Consider the following 13801-nt stretch of genomic DNA (forward strand, 5'->3'; position numbering starts at 1 on the left):
GACTCCGCCGCCGGCCCAGTCTAGCACGTCCGCCAGGCGACCGGCTATGAGACATCTCGCTCAGTGCGGTCGCCTTGAGTTCGTTGGGCGAGGCCGGCCTTGATCGCCGCAATCTCGGCTTCGCCGCGTCTGTCGCGCGGGATGCCGATAGGCACCTCGGCCACGATCCGCGCTGGCCGCGGCGACAGGAACAACAGCCGGTCGCCGAGGCGCACTGCATCGTCCAGGCTGTGTGTCACCAAAAGCGTCATCACCGGCCGGCTCGCGACGAGCGTTGCAATCTCATCGCGCAGGCGTCCGGCGAGAGCGTCATCGAGCGATGCCAGCGGTTCGTCGAGCACCAGAATATCCGGCTCGACGGCAAAGGCGCGGGCGAGCGCCACGCGCCGGGCCAAACCCAGCGAGAGCTCACCGGGATAGTGATTGCGATGCGCTTCCAGCTCCAGGATTTTGAACAGCTCGGCGAGCTTGGCATCAGCCACGTCGGGCGCAGCCAGCCGCACATTCTGCTCGACCGAGCGCCACGGCAGCAGTCGCGGCTCCTGGAACACCATGCCGATCCGCGCCTCCGGCGGCCGCGCGACACGGCCTGCAAAGTCGTGGTCCAATCCCAGGATGATGCGCAGCATCGTGCTCTTGCCGCAGCCGGACGGGCCGATCAGCACGCCGACCTCGCCGGATTGAAGTGCAAATCTGACCGGCGCCAGCACCTCGTGCGTTCCGCCCGCGGCACTCCTGAAGGTCTTGCCTGTGATCTCGACCTCAAGCCGCACGGGGCCGCCACCTTGTTGCGCGGGCTTCGAACGGCTGCACCAGCAAGGTTTCGATCACGAGCACGACCGCGGCGAAGGTCAGCGAATAGGCCAGCAGCCGCGGCGTGTCGAACAGCTGGAAGGCGACGCCGATTTCGAAGCCGACGCCGTTCGGACGTCCCAAGAGCTCGGCGACCAGCACGATCTTCCACACCAGCGACAGTCCGGAGCGGGCGGCCGCCGCGATATAGGGCGCAAGCTGCGGCAGCACGACATGGCGGAACGCGCGCCAGCGCGGCATCGCGAACACGCTCGCCATCTCGTCGAGCGAGCGGTCGAGCGCCCGGGTGCCCTCGCGCAAGGTGACGACCGCGGTCGGCAGCTTGTTGATGGCGATCGCCGCGATCGCGGCAGCCTCGGTGAGGCCGGCCCAGATATAGGCCAGCACGATCACGACCAGCGCGGGCAGATTGAGCAGCAGGATCAGCCAGGGATCGCCGAGCTTATCCGCGAGCCTGACCCGTCCCATCAGGTAGCCGATGGCACTGCCGAGCGACATCGCCAGCACGAAGGCGAGGGTCACGCGCGCCAGCGTGGCGCCGAGATGCAGGAACAGCGCGCCGGATGAGGCTTCCGCGATCATCACCTCGAGCACGGCCGGCGGGGAGGGCAGCTTCGCGCCGCCGACGAACAGCGCGGCAATCCACCAGGTCGCGAGAAACAGGGCGAACGACAGAAGACGCAGCACCTCAATCTCCGGGGACCGCGTGATAGAACGTGCCCGGATCGAGCTCGGCCGCCGGGCCGACGAGGTCGCGGCCGCCGATCTCGGCCAGCACGCGGTAGAGCACGCGCGCGTCTTTCTCCTCGTCGTCGATGCTCCGGCGCGGAATACCGTCGCGATAGCGGTCGCGATAGGTCTTCAGTATGGCTGCATCGCTCGTGCCGGTGAGCGGCGCGATCTTGTCCCAGGCCGCATCCGAGGTCACCAGCAGCTCCTTGGCCTTGCGCGTCATTGCGATGAAGCGCGCCACGGCGTCGCGATGGCTCGCGGCCCAATTCTCGTCGAAGACGTAGCCGACGGCGGAGACCGCGCCTTTGGCACCGAGCTTCGGCAGAATGTCCTCGATGCCGGCGAGGCGGCGAAATCCCTTGGCCTCGAGCTGGGCACAGAAATTCCAGAAATTGAGGCTCGCCTCCATCTCGCCGTCGAGCGCCTTGGCGGCGATCAGGGGCGGGGCGCCGTAGGCGATGGTCGCCTCCGACTTCAGGTCGATGCCATCCTGCTTCATGCTCGCCTGGAGCAGCAGCCAGCTCTTGTCGATCGCCCCGCCGGCGACCGCGAGCTTGCGTCCCTTCAGGTCGGCGAGCGTCTTGATCGGAGAGGATGGGGGTACCATCACTGCGCCGAGCGCGCTGGAATAGGGATAGAAGGTGAGCTTGGCACCGAGCGCGCGCTCGCGCGACACCCACAGCCAGTCTGACAGGATGATGTCGGCACTGCCTGCGCGCATCGCGATCTTGCCGGCCTCGGTGCTCGCGAGCTCGGTGACCTCGAGCGAAAGGCCCGCCTCCTTGTCGAGGCCGCTCTCGCGGATCGCGGCCAGCTCCCAGGAAAATGTCCCGGTTTTCTGCACCGCAAGGCGGATCGTATCCGCGGCGCGGCCGGGCGCGGCCAATGTCAGCGCCAGCGTCGTCGCGAGCGCAAATGTCCGACCAAGTGCCTTTATCACGCCAAATGCTCTCATCACCTTGTGAGCCGTTTCCTCTGACAGAGTGCTTTTCAGGACAATACGCATAGCATAGCTTTGGTCGCAACCCGCGGGAGGATGCGCATGAAACTGGCCGGACAGCTACGACCGATTGTCGCCGCATTGACGGTGCTGGCGGCGACCGCGTGCGTGGCGCGGGCCGAGGAGGCCAATGATTATCCGACGTCGGCGCGCGCGGAGTACGTCTATGGCTGCATGAAGGCCAATGGCGAGAGTCGGCAGTCGATCGAGCAATGTTCCTGCTCGATCGACGTGGTCGCCTCGATCGTCACCTATGAGCGCTACGTGACCGCCGAGACCGCGCTCAGTATGTCCCAGGTCCGCGGCAATCTCGGCGTCCAGTTCCGCACCTCCGAGCAGGCGAACACGGCAGTGAACGATTTGCGGCGCGCGCAGGCGGAAGCCGAGGTGAGGTGTTTTTGATTTAGTGCTGTCATTCCGGGATGGTCCGAAGGACCAGACCCGGAATCTCGAGATTCTCAGGTGCGCAATTGCGCACAATAGCTCGGTCCTGCGGACCGGCCCGGAACGACGGCCTGACTATTACGTCCCCGGCTTCTCTACATCCCACTCATTCCGGAACACGTGCCCATCCGTGTCCTTTGCTTCCGCGCGGAAACGCTTGGCGCCGTTGGAGACATAGGTGAAGCGCAGGTTGGGATCTTCCGAGATCGAGATGCCGCCTTCCATCGACAGCACGGGGCTGTCGTCCTGCGTCAGCTTCAGCTGGTTGACGAAGAAGGCGGGAATGTAGAGCTGCGTGACCTGGTCCATCTGCAGGCCGGAATTGTTGGGATGGCCGATCATGATCTGCGCTTCGCGGATGCGGCTCGCGAGCGCTTCCTCGCGCGCGAACTGCCGGTAGCGCATCTGGCCGAGCCGGTTTTGCGCTTCCTCGGCGTTCTTTCCTGCCGGTGCCGAGCAGCCGCCGGAGGCTTTCACATAGACTTTCGAGACATAGAGCTGGCCATCGCTGAGCTCGGCCACCGCGTGCACATCGGTGTAATTGTTGACACGCACGCGCGTCGAGATCTCGGTGACATTGGCGTCGGAGCCGAGCTCGAACTTCGCCGCCATCGGCGCCGGGTTACGGTCGATCACGAGCGTGATCGAACGGATACGGCGGCTATCTGCGGGTGACAGCTTGCTGCGCAGGGTCACCGGCACGATCGCCGCGTCCTCTGCGCGATACGGCATCTCGATGCCGATGACGGCGCTGCCGTCGTTCATCGCACGGCTATTGAAGATGTCCTGCACCAGGCCCGGCCAGGGATCGTCAGCCTCTTCAGCCCGCGCCGGCGCGGCGAAGGCGATGCCGAGCAGTAGGGCGATCAAGGGCAGGTGGCGTGTCCATCGGGTCATGGTCATGGTCCCCGGAGTCGGCGAAGCTGATCTCCTTCACCTATCGTAGCGCGCCTGCTACTCCCATTCAATTTCCGAAAATGCTGCAGTTGCGTTCCGGGCGTTGTAATCGCCGAACAACTCCCAGCGCGGCCACTCCTGCGCAGCCGCCTTGTCGGCCGCGGCTCGGATCGGCTCGCCGTTCTTGTTCAGCGTGCGGACGTCAGACAGCAGCGTTGACAAGTAACGCCGCTCATCGGCCAGCGCGGCAGGCCAGTCGCTCACGGGGCCGTGACCGGGAACGACGCGTTGCGCCGGGACGGTCTCCAATTCCTTCAACGTGTCGAGCCAGCCGCGAATGCTGCCGTCCATGACCGGAATGTGGCGAAGAAAGACGAGGTCGCCCGCGAACAGGGTTTTCGTCGTCTCGTCGTACACGGTGACGTCGCTGTCGCTGTGCCCGGTCCGCCAGGCGCGCAAGACGAGGCGGCGCGACCCGAGATCGAGCGTCATCGTGTCCGAAACCAAGAGGGTCGGGGCAACGATCTTCACGGGATCGATCAACGCGCTGCCCATGATGCGGTGAAAATTATCGAGATAGTAGGGGCCGCGCGTCGCGAGTGCCTGCGGCAGCTTGCTGTGACCGACGAAGCTGGTGTCTCCGGCGGCGAAGGCCGCGTTGCCGAAGACATGGTCGGGATGGCCGTGGGTGTTGATGACGTAGCGAATCGGCTTGGGCGTGTGGGCCCGCACCGCGGCCAGCAGGGCCTCGCCTTCGCGGAGGCTGCCGCCGGTGTCGATGACGGCTACGGCATCATCGCCCACGATGAAGCCGACATTGGCAATGTCGCCCTCGTTCTCGCGGGTCATCAGGGCAATGGTCCCGGAGTGTACGAAGATTCCCGGTGCGACTTCGCTCACAGGCAATTCGGCCGCCCCGGCCCGTGCTAGCGTTACGATCCCCAGCAGGGACAAGGCTGCGATCACTCGAGCGATGCGAGACACTTTTCCGCCTCAGTTCAAAGGGTTGCTGCATTGCACTGCAACAAAGCAAAGCCAGCAAAGTCTGGCAAAACATGGCGCGTCATGCGTTGCATGGATAGCATTCAAACAAAACGAGGAGGAAGCGCGATGACGGAGGCCGGACGACATCGTCGCTGGTTGTTTTCACTGGGGGTCCTGGTTGCGTCCTGTGCGTTCGGCGATGTCGCCATCGCGCAGACCAATGACAGCGGCGACCTCTCGTTCGAGCTGGTCGACCCGAACGTGCTGCGCGTCTGCGCCGATCCGCGCAATCTGCCGTTCTCGAACGAGAAGGGCGAGGGGTTTGAGAACAAGCTGGCCGAGCTGTTTGCCGACAAGCTCAAGAAGAAACTCGACTACGTCTTCTTCCCGCAGGCCACCGGCTTCGTGCGGATGACGCTGGGCGCGCATCGCTGCGACGTCATCATGGGCTTTCCGCAAGGCGATGACGTCGTGCAGGGCACCAACCCCTATTACCGCACGTCCTACGCGCTGGTCGCCAAGGCCGGCAGCGGGCTCGAGGAGGTCGATACGCTCGAGGCCCCGAAGCTGAAGGGCAAGCACGTCGGCATCGTCGCCGGAACGCCGCCGGCGACCAACATGGCCATTGCCGGCCTGATGAGCGATGCAAAACCCTATCCGCTGATGATCGACACGCGCTACGACAATTCGGCGCAAGCGATGATCGACGACCTCGCCGCCGGCAAGATCGACGCCGGGGTGCTGTGGGGACCCATGGCCGGCTACTACGCGAAGAAGGTCGGCTCGCTTCACGTCACGCCGCTGGTGAAGGAAACCACGGGACCGAAGCTGGTCTATCGCATCGGCATGGGCGTGCGCCCCGCCGACCAGAACTGGAAGCGACAGCTCAACAAGCTGATCCAGGAGAACCAGGGCGAGATCAACAAGATCCTGGTCGACTTCGGTATACCGCTGCTCGACGAGAGCGATCGGCCGCTCAGCGCGGAGACGGCCAAGAAGTCACCATGAGGCGGCGTCTTGCCGCTGCGCTCGTCGTTGCCGCGTTGGCGGTGCCGGCATCCGCGCAGCAGCAGGAGCCGTTCGAGCCCGAGGGTTATCGCGGCGACAATTATCGCGCACCGGTGCCGGCGACGCTCGTCGGCGCGCGCGTGCTTAACACGGTGGAAGCCGAAGCGATCTGGCGCGCCAAGAGCGGTGCGTTCGTCGACGTGCTGCCGCGCCCGCCGAAGCCGAAGAACCTTCCCGCAGGCACGGTGTGGCACGATGCGCCGCGCAAGAACATTCCGGGCAGCATCTGGCTGCCGGATACCGGCTACGGCAGTTTGCCGCCGGCCATGGACGATTATCTCCAGCGCGGCCTCGCACAGGCCTCGCGTGGCGACAAGGCCGCGCTACTGGTGATCTATTGCCTCGCCGACTGCTGGATGTCCTGGAACGCCGCCAGGCGCGCGCTGGCGTATGGCTATTCCAACATCGCCTGGTACCCCGACGGCACCGACGGCTGGGAGCGCGCCAAGCTTCCCACCGACGAATCCCAGCCGGAGCCGCGGCCGGAGCAGTAGGTGTCTCGATGAGAGGCGCGCAGCCTCTCCTCGCCGTTGCGAGCCAACGGGTCCGCGCGAAGCGCGGCCCGATGACAGGCTCCGCGAAGCGATCCAGAATCTTTCCCCGGAGGGACTGGATTGCTTCGTCGCAAGAGCTCCTCGCAATGACGAGGTGAGACTCAGCCCTACTGCTTCTGCAGCTTCGTCAGCGTGCCCGTGCCGTTGTTGTCGGTCGCAGAATAGTTCACCCTGTCGCCGGCATGAACGGCCTCCAGCATCGCGGCGTCCTTGGTTTTGTACTCCTGGAGCGCGCCGGCGCCGCCAGCGCTGCCACCGACGGTGCCTTTCTGCGTCTGCTGGATCGAGATCGTGCCGTTGAGCCGATCGATCCGCATGACCATTCCGGTCATGTCGTCAGCAAGAGCGCTGGTTGCGAGCATGCTGAGGGCCGCAGCGCCCGCAAATATGAATCTTGTGGTTCCCATCGAGGCCTCCCGACGTCTTGGAGTTCACTTCGACAAGCCATCCTAGATCGATTTGGTTCCGGCAGATAGCAGGCCAAAGGTTAACCGGGCCGATCCGGGAACCTGTCCTGGCCCGCCAGCGAGGCGGGCGCTATTCCATTTCCTGCTGGATCACGCGGCCAAGTGCGAACAGGCGCTGGTCGATCGTGGTTGGAACCTCGCAGACGAATCGCACGACCTTGTGACGGTCCTCGAAAATGCGGGTCTTCCAGATCAGTTCGTTGCCGAGCGCTTCGACCTTGGCCTCGTCGCGCGGCGTCGCGCCCTGCAGCGCGTGAAGGGCGATCGTCTCCTCGCGAATCTTGTCGGCGGACTCGCGCTGCTTGCGGCTGACGCGTTCGAGCCCGGCCATCACCTGGGAGCGCTGGGCATTGAGCGTGTCGAACAGGCCGGCGAACAGGAGCTTTGCCTTCGCGGTCTTGTCAGTGGCGGAGGCGGCCAGAAATTCCTTCACGGACTTTTCGGCCTCATCGAGCGGCGTTTTGCGCGCCGACAATTTTGCGACCAGCGCGCTGACCTTGGCGTCGTCCTTCCACTTGTTCTGGACGTCGTCGAGCGCCGGGCCGGCCCAGACGGCGGCAAGCGAAATCTCCGGCACCTTGGCTTGCGTGCAGGGCCAGTCGGGATAGCGCGGATCGGCCGCGCGCGCGGCCGTGCCCGACAGCGCCAGCGCCACTACAGCCATCGCCAGAACCTTCATCCTTCGCCTCCTGCGGGCCCCCGTCGCGCCAGCCCACGCGAGGGATCATAGGCCAAAATCGCGCCGATCATGAAGACGATTGTGCAAGCTGCGACCACCGCCAGCGAGATCCAGTTGATTTGCCCGTAGAGTGCAAAGCGTATCAGCTCGACCGCATGGGTGAACGGATTGGCCTCGCAGAGATAGTACAGATAAGGGCTGCCCTCCTGCACCCGCCACAGCGGGTAGAGCGCGGACGAGGCGAAGAACATCGGGAAAATGACAAAATTCATCACCCCGGCGAAGTTCTCGAGTTGCTTGATGCCGGAGGAGATCAGCATGCCGAGCGAGCCCAGCATCAGCCCGGACAGGATCAGCGCCGGCAGCACGGTCAGATAGCCCGATGACGGCGGGGTGATGTCCCAGAACCAGGCGATCAGCAGGAACGCATAGACCTGGAGCAGCGACACCGCCGTGCCCGCCAGCAGCTTGCAGAACAGCAGGAACCCGCGCGGCAGCGGGCTCACCAGCAGCGTGCGCATGTTGCCCATCTCGCGGTCGTAGACCATCGAGAGCGAGGACTGCATGCCGTTGAAGAGCTGGATCATCGCCATCAGCCCGGGCGCGATATAGACCTCGTAGAGGATGTAGGTCTCGTAGGGCGGGATGATGGAGATGCCGAGCACTTGGCGGAAGCCGGCGGCGAAGATGAACAGCCACACCAGCGGCCGCACTAGCGCCGAGACGAAGCGTTCGCGCTGATGCAGGAAGCGCAACCCCTCGCGCCAGACGATGCCGGTAAGGCAGGTCAGGTACTGCTGGACCGAGAATCCGCGCGAAGCGTCGCGCGTGGTGATGCTGCTCATGCGCCGCCTCCCGGCATGGTTTGCGCGCCGGTCAGGCGCATGAAGGCGGTGTTGACATCCTGCGCGCCTGCCTCGGTGACGACGCGGCTCATCGGCCCCTGCGCCAGCACCTTGCCCTGGTGCAGCACCACGAGGTCGTCACTGGGCATGATCTCGTCGAACAGATGCGTGGCCCAGAGCACGCCGATTCCTTGCTCCGTCACGAGCTGGCGGACCTGGCTGATGATGTCGGCGCGCGCCTTGACATCCAGGCCGACGGTCGGCTCATCCAGTAACAGCAGCCGCGGCCGGTGCAGCAGCGCCCGCGCGATCTCCAGTCTCCGCATCTGGCCACCGGAGAGATCGCGCACCTTGCTGCCGGCGCGGTCAGCGAGCCCGATGCGGCCGAGCAGCTCGGCGCTGCGTGCCGCGGCCTCGCTCCGGCTGATGCCGTGGAGCGCAGCGTGATAGAGCAGGTTCTGCGTCAGCGACAGGTCGAGATCGAGCGTGCGCGGCTGGAACACGACGCCGAGTAGCCGCAGCGCCTCGCCGGGGCTTTCGCTGATGTCATGGCCGAAAATGCCGACCCGGCCGCTCTGGATGCCGAACAGGCGCGTGATCAGCGAGAACAGCGTGCTTTTTCCGGCGCCGTTGAGGCCGAGCAGGGCGGTAAAGCTCGCCGGCTGCACGTTGAAGGAAACGTCGATCAACGCACGCCGCTGCCCATAGGAATGACTGACGCCGTCGATCGACAGCGCCGGCACCGCCGCCGTGTTGGGCTTCGGCGCCTCCTGTGGTTCGGGACTCGGAGCAGGGCTGGTCATGGCGCGATCGTGATGCCCCAGGGCAGTTCGCCCACCTGAATCGTCTTGATCACCTTTTGCGCGGCGACGTCGATGACGGAGACGTCGTTCGACACGCCGTTGGTGGTGAGCAGGTATTTTTCGTCGGGCGTGAACGCCATGTGCCAGACCCGCTGACCGACCAGCAGATATTTCGTCACCTTGCGCGAGGCGACGTCGACGACGGCGATGCGATTGGCGGGGCCGAGCGCGACGAAGGCGGTCTTGTCGTCCTTGGTCATGCCGATGCCGACTGGCTGGATCGCCTCTTTCCGCAGGCCCGGGATCTCGAACGTGACCTTGCCAATCACCTCATGCTTTTTCGGGTCGATCACCGAGACCGTGCCGCCGATCTCGGAGGAGACCCACACTTCGGAAGCATCGTGCTTGAACTCGGCAAAGCGTGGCCGCGCATCGACCAGCACGTTGGCGACGATCTGGCGCGACGCCGTGTCGATGAAGTGCGCCATGTTGGTCGTTTCCGACGTGTTGATCAGCGTCTTGCCGTCGGGGCTGATGGTCATGCCCTCGGGCTCGACGCCGACCTGGATGTCGCCGAGCCGGGCGCGCTTCTCGAGGTCGATCACGGTCACCGTGTTGTCGTTCTCGTTGGCGACATAGAGGATCTTGCCGGCGGCATCCTGGGCGAACAATTCCGGATCGGGGCCGGAGGGCAGGCTGTCCACCACGGCTTGCGTCTTGGCGTCGATCACCTGGATGGTGTCGTCGTCGCCGACGGCGACCATCACGAACTTGCCGTCGCGCGTGAAATCGATGCCGCGCGGACGCTGGCCAACCTTGATGGTCTTGGTCACCGTCCAGCTGTCGGTGTCGATCACCGTCACCGTATTGCTCTTCTCGTTCGAGACATAGGCGATGAACGCATGCGCGGGCGCTGCCGCCAGCGCCAATCCGGACAGGAGCCCAACACGCCACATGCGCAACATTTGCGTTCTCACTTCAGCTTGCATTTGCTCTCCGGGCGGTCGTAGCCGAGCGTATCGAGCTCGGAGATCTGGTGCAAAAAACCCTCCTGCGGCGAGACCGACACCACCATGCGGCCATCGACCAGCAGGATCGGCTGGCGCAGCTGCAGATTCCAGTCGCGCAAGGTCAATCGCGTGCCCTTGAAGGCGGCGACCGAGAAGTCCGGGCCCTTGATGAAATCAGTCACCTTCTTGACGTCGCTGGAATTGGTGCGCGAGGTGGCCTCGCCGATCATGCGGGCCGCGGTCCAGGCCTGCATGTCGAGCGCGGTCATGCGCCGCGAATTCAGCTTCATGAAGCGGTTCTGCATCTGGATCGCGCCCCATTGGTCCTGCGCGGCGTCCCAGCTGCGCGGCACGAGGCCGGCCGAGCCTGCGACGGGGCGGGGATCCCAGGTGCGGTAGGGCAGGTAGGCGCCGAACACCTCGCTCTCGTCGGCGGCGACCAGCACGTCATAGGCAGGCGCGCCTTGCGTGAACACCGGTATCTGGCGCTGGATCAGCGTCACGCCGCTATCGGTGCGGCGCGCGCCGCCCTTGTCCTCGAAGGTTTTCTCCTGGACGATCTTGGCGCCGAACCGCGTGGCGGTGCGCCGGAGCGCGTCCGCGAACAGCTTGTCCTCGTCATGCGAGCCGACCACGAGCAGCCAGCGCGACCACTTTTTCCAGACCAGATATTGCCCGAGCGCATCCGCCAGCATCGCCCGTGTCGGCGCGGTGTGGATCACGTTGGCACGGCAATCGGCCTCGCGCAGCCGCTCGTCGATCGCCCCTGCGTTGAACAGAAGCGTGCCACGGTCGCGCAAGGCGTCCGAGATTTTCAGCAGCGCGTCGGCCGGCAGGTCGGTGATGATGAAGCCGTTCTTCTCCGCGAGCGCGGTCGCAGCCTGGACGACGTCCTCGCCTTCCTTGATCCGGCGCTCTTCCAGCGCGAACCGCTGGCCCAGGAATTTACCGGTGGTGTTGTTGTCCTCGATCGCGAGGCGCGCGCCGGCGACGCCGTCATTCTCCGCGGGCTGCTCGACCAGCGACAGTGTGGATCTGGTGCCGGCGAGGCCGAGATAGCCGACGCCGATCAGGGCAGGCTCCGCCGCGAGCGCGCTCGTCGCAGCAAGACCTAAGCCAATCAGGCCGACCAACCATCGGATCATGTTTCCTCCGAACGATCTCCCCGGCTTGACCGCAGGTGGAGAATTGTCTCTGCTTCAAACATGACCGATTTGTCGGGGCATGCAACCCCGCATTTCGTCCCTGCGCGCGCGAGGCCTGGAATCACGATCATGCGAGCATTGATGATGATCGCCGCTTTGTTGTTGACGCCTTCGCTCGCGCGCGCCGATCCACCGAAGCTTGCCGTGTTCGATTTCGAGCTGATCGACACCAGCCTGCCCGGGGAGTTCTACGGCTCCAGGCCCGAAGAGGCACGGCTCGTGCTCATCAGCGAGCAACTGCGCAAGGAATTGACGGAGTCCGGCAGGTTCCAGGTGCTCGACATCGCGCCGGTCAGGGATGCCGCCCGTCACGCCAACTTACAGGCCTGCGGCGGCTGCGATCTCAAGCTCGCGGGCGAATTGGGCGCTGACCTCGAGATCACCGGCATGGTGCAGAAGGTCTCGAACCTGATCATCAATCTCAACATCTATTTGCGCGACGTGAAGACCGGCAACATGATCGCCGCCGCCAGCGCCGACATGCGCGGCAACACGGATGAAGCCTGGACCCGCACGATGAGCTACCTGATCCGCAACCGGCTATTGGCGCCGAATTACGGCAAGCGGGAGTAGGATATTCTCTCACCGAATTGGGAATCGTAGGGTGGGCAAAGGCGCACTTGCGCCGTGCCAACGATCAATCAATGATTCGAGAGAAATCGTGGGCACGCTTCGCTTTGCCTACCCTACGATACTGCGCTCGCGGAGAGATACCCCTCATCACGAGGGGAGAAGAAAGCCGATCACCCCTTCAGCTTCTCCGCATGCCAATGCAAATGATCGCCCATGAAGGTCGAGATGAAATAATAGCTGTGGTCATAACCCGCCTGCCGCCGCAGCGTGAGCGGGATGCCCGCCTTGGTGCAGGCGGCTTCGAGCAGCTCCGGCTTGAGCTGTTCTTTCAGGAAATTATCGGCTTCGCCGACGTCGACTAGGAAGCCGGAAAACTTCGCGCCGTCCTCGATCAGCGCCACCGTGTCGTGGCCGCGCCAGGCGTCCTTGTTCGGTCCGAGATAGCCGGTCAGCGCCTTGGTGCCCCAGGGCACGAGCGAGGGCGCCACGATCGGCGCGAACGCGCTCGCGGCGCGATAGCGGTGCGGGTTGCGCAGCGCCACCGTCAGTGCGCCATGGCCGCCCATCGAATGGCCCATGATCGATTGCCGCTTGGCGTCGACGGGAAAATTTCCCGCCACGAGCTTCGGCAGCTCCTCGGTCACATAGCTCCACATCCGATAATTGCGCGCGAACGGCTCCTGCGTGGCGTCGACATAGAAGCCGGCCCCTAAGCCGAAATCATAGGCGTTGTTGGCGTCACCCGGCACGTCGGCGCCGCGCGGTGAGGTGTCGGGCGCGACGAAGATCAGGCCGAGCTCGGCGCAGCCTTTGCGGAATTCGCCCTTCTCGGTGACGTTCGCATGGGTGCAGGTGAGCCCGGACAGATACCAGACCACCGGCAGCTTGGCGCCGTCGGCATGGGGCGGAACATAGACCGAGAACACCATGTCGGTTCCGGTCGCCTGGCTCGCATGGCGATACACGCCCTGTACGCCGCCGTAGGATTTGTTGGTCGAGACAGTCTGAATCGTCATGCCTTCACTCCGTGGCATCTCACCACATCAATATTGCAACGCTTGTGTGACCGAATTTGTGGCAGCTGCCTGCGTCAGGCAACACCGCTGTCGATCGCCAGCCGCACCAGCTCGACCGAGGTCTTCACCCCGAGCTTCTGGCGCATGATGGACGAGGTGTTGGCGACCGTCTTATAGGACGATTGCACCAGCCAGGCGATCTCGGACAGGCTCTTGCCGGCGCTGAGCAGCCGCAGGATCTCCATCTCGCGCGCATTCAGCTTCGACAGCGGGCTTTGCGCCAGCGTCGGTCCTGCGAAGGCGATGCTGCGCGCGATCGCGCTCGGCAGGTAGGTGCCGCCGCCGCCGACGGCACGGATCGCCTCGACGAGGTCGTCGGGGTCGCCGGTCTTGGAGACGTAGCCCTTGGCGCCGCACTCGATCGCGCGCGCGGCAAAGGCCGGATCGTCGTTCATGCTGAACATGATGATGCGGGCCTCGGGCGCGCGCTCGAGGATGCGGCGTGCGAGCTCGAAGCCGGAGACGGTCGGCAGGTTGATGTCGATGATGCAGAGGTCGGGGCGCTCGACGATGAAGACGCACTCGCCGTCCTCGGCGTCGGCGGCCTCCAGAATCTCGATCTCGCCCTCGTCGGCCAGCACGGCACGGCAGCCGGAGGCGACAATGGGATGATCGTCGACGATCAGAATGCGCATAGGCGTTTCCTTGTGA

At 64.7% G+C, this 13801-nt stretch carries 17 protein-coding genes; 4 read left to right on the forward strand and 13 right to left on the reverse strand.

Annotation, left to right across the window (positions count from 1 at the left end; genetic code table 11):
* Positions 1-44 precede the first annotated feature (44 nt).
* Genes CV770_RS02800 through CV770_RS02810 form a run of 3 tightly spaced genes read right to left on the reverse strand, consistent with a single transcriptional unit; the run spans position 45 to position 2500 of the window.
* The gene (locus tag CV770_RS02800) at positions 45-773 is read right to left on the reverse strand and encodes an ABC transporter ATP-binding protein (protein ID WP_091966626.1); all 729 of its coding nucleotides are present in this window, start codon (positions 771-773) and stop codon (positions 45-47) included.
* Positions 763-1500, reverse strand: coding sequence for an ABC transporter permease (locus tag CV770_RS02805; protein WP_104461243.1), 738 nt, complete (start codon positions 1498-1500; stop codon positions 763-765). Before CV770_RS02805 ends, CV770_RS02800 begins: the two co-directional genes overlap by 11 nt.
* 1 nt (position 1501) lies before the next feature.
* On the reverse strand, positions 1502-2500 hold the full coding sequence (locus CV770_RS02810) for an ABC transporter substrate-binding protein (RefSeq protein WP_201759687.1): 999 nt from the start codon (positions 2498-2500) through the stop codon (positions 1502-1504).
* Positions 2501-2587: 87 nt separating this feature from the next.
* Here CV770_RS02810 and CV770_RS02815 point away from each other — a divergent pair, with 87 nt between their 5' ends.
* Complete coding sequence (locus CV770_RS02815; protein ID WP_026202407.1) at positions 2588-2947, forward strand: hypothetical protein; 360 nt, start codon at positions 2588-2590, stop codon at positions 2945-2947.
* Positions 2948-3067: 120 nt separating this feature from the next.
* Here the strand turns inward: CV770_RS02815 and CV770_RS02820 are convergent, their stop codons facing one another.
* Together CV770_RS02820 and CV770_RS02825 are read right to left on the reverse strand one after the other, a co-directional pair.
* Entirely contained in the window at positions 3068-3886 is an 819-nt protein-coding gene (locus CV770_RS02820; RefSeq protein WP_201759670.1) for a quinoprotein dehydrogenase-associated SoxYZ-like carrier, read from the reverse strand.
* A 57-nt stretch (positions 3887-3943) separates the two neighbouring features.
* The gene (locus tag CV770_RS02825; protein WP_104461246.1) at positions 3944-4870 is read right to left on the reverse strand and encodes a quinoprotein relay system zinc metallohydrolase 2; all 927 of its coding nucleotides are present in this window, start codon (positions 4868-4870) and stop codon (positions 3944-3946) included.
* 126 nt (positions 4871-4996) lie between these two features.
* On the opposite strand from CV770_RS02825, the gene CV770_RS02830 reads away from it, so the two are divergent.
* Together CV770_RS02830 and CV770_RS02835 are read left to right on the forward strand one after the other, a co-directional pair.
* Positions 4997-5878, forward strand: coding sequence for a substrate-binding domain-containing protein (locus CV770_RS02830; RefSeq protein ID WP_201759671.1), 882 nt, complete (start codon positions 4997-4999; stop codon positions 5876-5878).
* Positions 5875-6432 (forward strand): PQQ-dependent catabolism-associated CXXCW motif protein, encoded by a 558-nt coding sequence (locus CV770_RS02835; RefSeq protein ID WP_104461248.1) that lies wholly within the window; start codon positions 5875-5877, stop codon positions 6430-6432. The genes CV770_RS02830 and CV770_RS02835 overlap by 4 nt, the downstream gene beginning before the upstream one ends.
* A 167-nt stretch (positions 6433-6599) precedes the next feature.
* On the opposite strand, the gene CV770_RS02840 is transcribed toward CV770_RS02835, so the two are convergent.
* From CV770_RS02840 to CV770_RS02865, 6 genes are all read right to left on the reverse strand, one after another.
* Positions 6600-6899 carry a copper-binding protein gene (locus tag CV770_RS02840; protein WP_028142690.1) on the reverse strand — a complete coding sequence of 100 codons (300 nt, stop codon included), beginning with the start codon at positions 6897-6899 and terminating at the stop codon, positions 6600-6602.
* Between the two features lie 130 nt (positions 6900-7029).
* Positions 7030-7638 carry a hypothetical protein gene (locus tag CV770_RS02845; RefSeq protein WP_104461249.1) on the reverse strand — a complete coding sequence of 203 codons (609 nt, stop codon included), beginning with the start codon at positions 7636-7638 and terminating at the stop codon, positions 7030-7032.
* Complete coding sequence (locus CV770_RS02850; RefSeq protein WP_104461250.1) at positions 7635-8483, reverse strand: lanthanide ABC transporter permease protein PedC; 849 nt, start codon at positions 8481-8483, stop codon at positions 7635-7637. Before CV770_RS02850 ends, CV770_RS02845 begins: the two co-directional genes overlap by 4 nt.
* Positions 8480-9286: a lanthanide ABC transporter ATP-binding protein PedB/LutE gene (locus CV770_RS02855; protein ID WP_104461251.1), complete on the reverse strand. Its 807-nt coding sequence runs from the start codon at positions 9284-9286 to the stop codon at positions 8480-8482. The genes CV770_RS02850 and CV770_RS02855 overlap by 4 nt, the downstream gene beginning before the upstream one ends.
* The gene (locus CV770_RS02860; protein ID WP_026202405.1) at positions 9283-10251 is read right to left on the reverse strand and encodes a YVTN family beta-propeller repeat protein; all 969 of its coding nucleotides are present in this window, start codon (positions 10249-10251) and stop codon (positions 9283-9285) included. Before CV770_RS02860 ends, CV770_RS02855 begins: the two co-directional genes overlap by 4 nt.
* Before the next feature lie 8 nt (positions 10252-10259).
* A complete protein-coding gene (locus CV770_RS02865; RefSeq protein WP_104461253.1) occupies positions 10260-11441 on the reverse strand; it encodes a lanthanide ABC transporter ABC transporter substrate-binding protein PedA1 in 1182 nt (393 codons plus the stop codon).
* 60 nt (positions 11442-11501) lie between these two features.
* Here CV770_RS02865 and CV770_RS02870 point away from each other — a divergent pair, with 60 nt between their 5' ends.
* Positions 11502-12074: a DUF3280 domain-containing protein gene (locus CV770_RS02870; RefSeq protein WP_104461254.1), complete on the forward strand. Its 573-nt coding sequence runs from the start codon at positions 11502-11504 to the stop codon at positions 12072-12074.
* Between the two features lie 170 nt (positions 12075-12244).
* On the opposite strand, the gene fghA is transcribed toward CV770_RS02870, so the two are convergent.
* The gene (gene fghA, locus CV770_RS02880; RefSeq protein ID WP_104461256.1) at positions 12245-13090 is read right to left on the reverse strand and encodes an S-formylglutathione hydrolase; all 846 of its coding nucleotides are present in this window, start codon (positions 13088-13090) and stop codon (positions 12245-12247) included.
* Positions 13091-13164: 74 nt separating this feature from the next.
* Entirely contained in the window at positions 13165-13785 is a 621-nt protein-coding gene (locus tag CV770_RS02885; RefSeq protein WP_018320706.1) for a response regulator, read from the reverse strand.
* Positions 13786-13801: the final 16 nt, after the last annotated feature.

The organism is Bradyrhizobium sp. AC87j1 (assembly GCF_002936975.1).
GTDB lineage: Bacteria > Pseudomonadota > Alphaproteobacteria > Rhizobiales > Xanthobacteraceae > Bradyrhizobium > Bradyrhizobium shewense.

Excerpts from the sequence above, each read along its gene's own strand:
- CV770_RS02810 (WP_201759687.1), bottom strand. The coding sequence starts at position 2,500 with ATGAGAGCATTTGGCGTGATAAAGGCACTTGGTCGGACATTTGCGCTC.
- CV770_RS02815 (WP_026202407.1), top strand. The coding sequence starts at position 2,588 with ATGAAACTGGCCGGACAGCTACGACCGATTGTCGCCGCATTGACGGTG.
- CV770_RS02820 (WP_201759670.1), bottom strand. The coding sequence starts at position 3,886 with ATGACCCGATGGACACGCCACCTGCCCTTGATCGCCCTACTGCTCGGC.
- CV770_RS02830 (WP_201759671.1), top strand. The coding sequence starts at position 4,997 with ATGACGGAGGCCGGACGACATCGTCGCTGGTTGTTTTCACTGGGGGTC.
- CV770_RS02835 (WP_104461248.1), top strand. The coding sequence starts at position 5,875 with ATGAGGCGGCGTCTTGCCGCTGCGCTCGTCGTTGCCGCGTTGGCGGTG.
- CV770_RS02840 (WP_028142690.1), bottom strand. The coding sequence starts at position 6,899 with ATGGGAACCACAAGATTCATATTTGCGGGCGCTGCGGCCCTCAGCATG.
- CV770_RS02845 (WP_104461249.1), bottom strand. The coding sequence starts at position 7,638 with ATGAAGGTTCTGGCGATGGCTGTAGTGGCGCTGGCGCTGTCGGGCACG.
- CV770_RS02850 (WP_104461250.1), bottom strand. The coding sequence starts at position 8,483 with ATGAGCAGCATCACCACGCGCGACGCTTCGCGCGGATTCTCGGTCCAG.
- CV770_RS02855 (WP_104461251.1), bottom strand. The coding sequence starts at position 9,286 with ATGACCAGCCCTGCTCCGAGTCCCGAACCACAGGAGGCGCCGAAGCCC.
- CV770_RS02860 (WP_026202405.1), bottom strand. The coding sequence starts at position 10,251 with ATGTTGCGCATGTGGCGTGTTGGGCTCCTGTCCGGATTGGCGCTGGCG.
- CV770_RS02865 (WP_104461253.1), bottom strand. The coding sequence starts at position 11,441 with ATGATCCGATGGTTGGTCGGCCTGATTGGCTTAGGTCTTGCTGCGACG.
- CV770_RS02870 (WP_104461254.1), top strand. The coding sequence starts at position 11,502 with ATGACCGATTTGTCGGGGCATGCAACCCCGCATTTCGTCCCTGCGCGC.
- fghA (WP_104461256.1), bottom strand. The coding sequence starts at position 13,090 with ATGACGATTCAGACTGTCTCGACCAACAAATCCTACGGCGGCGTACAG.
- CV770_RS02885 (WP_018320706.1), bottom strand. The coding sequence starts at position 13,785 with ATGCGCATTCTGATCGTCGACGATCATCCCATTGTCGCCTCCGGCTGC.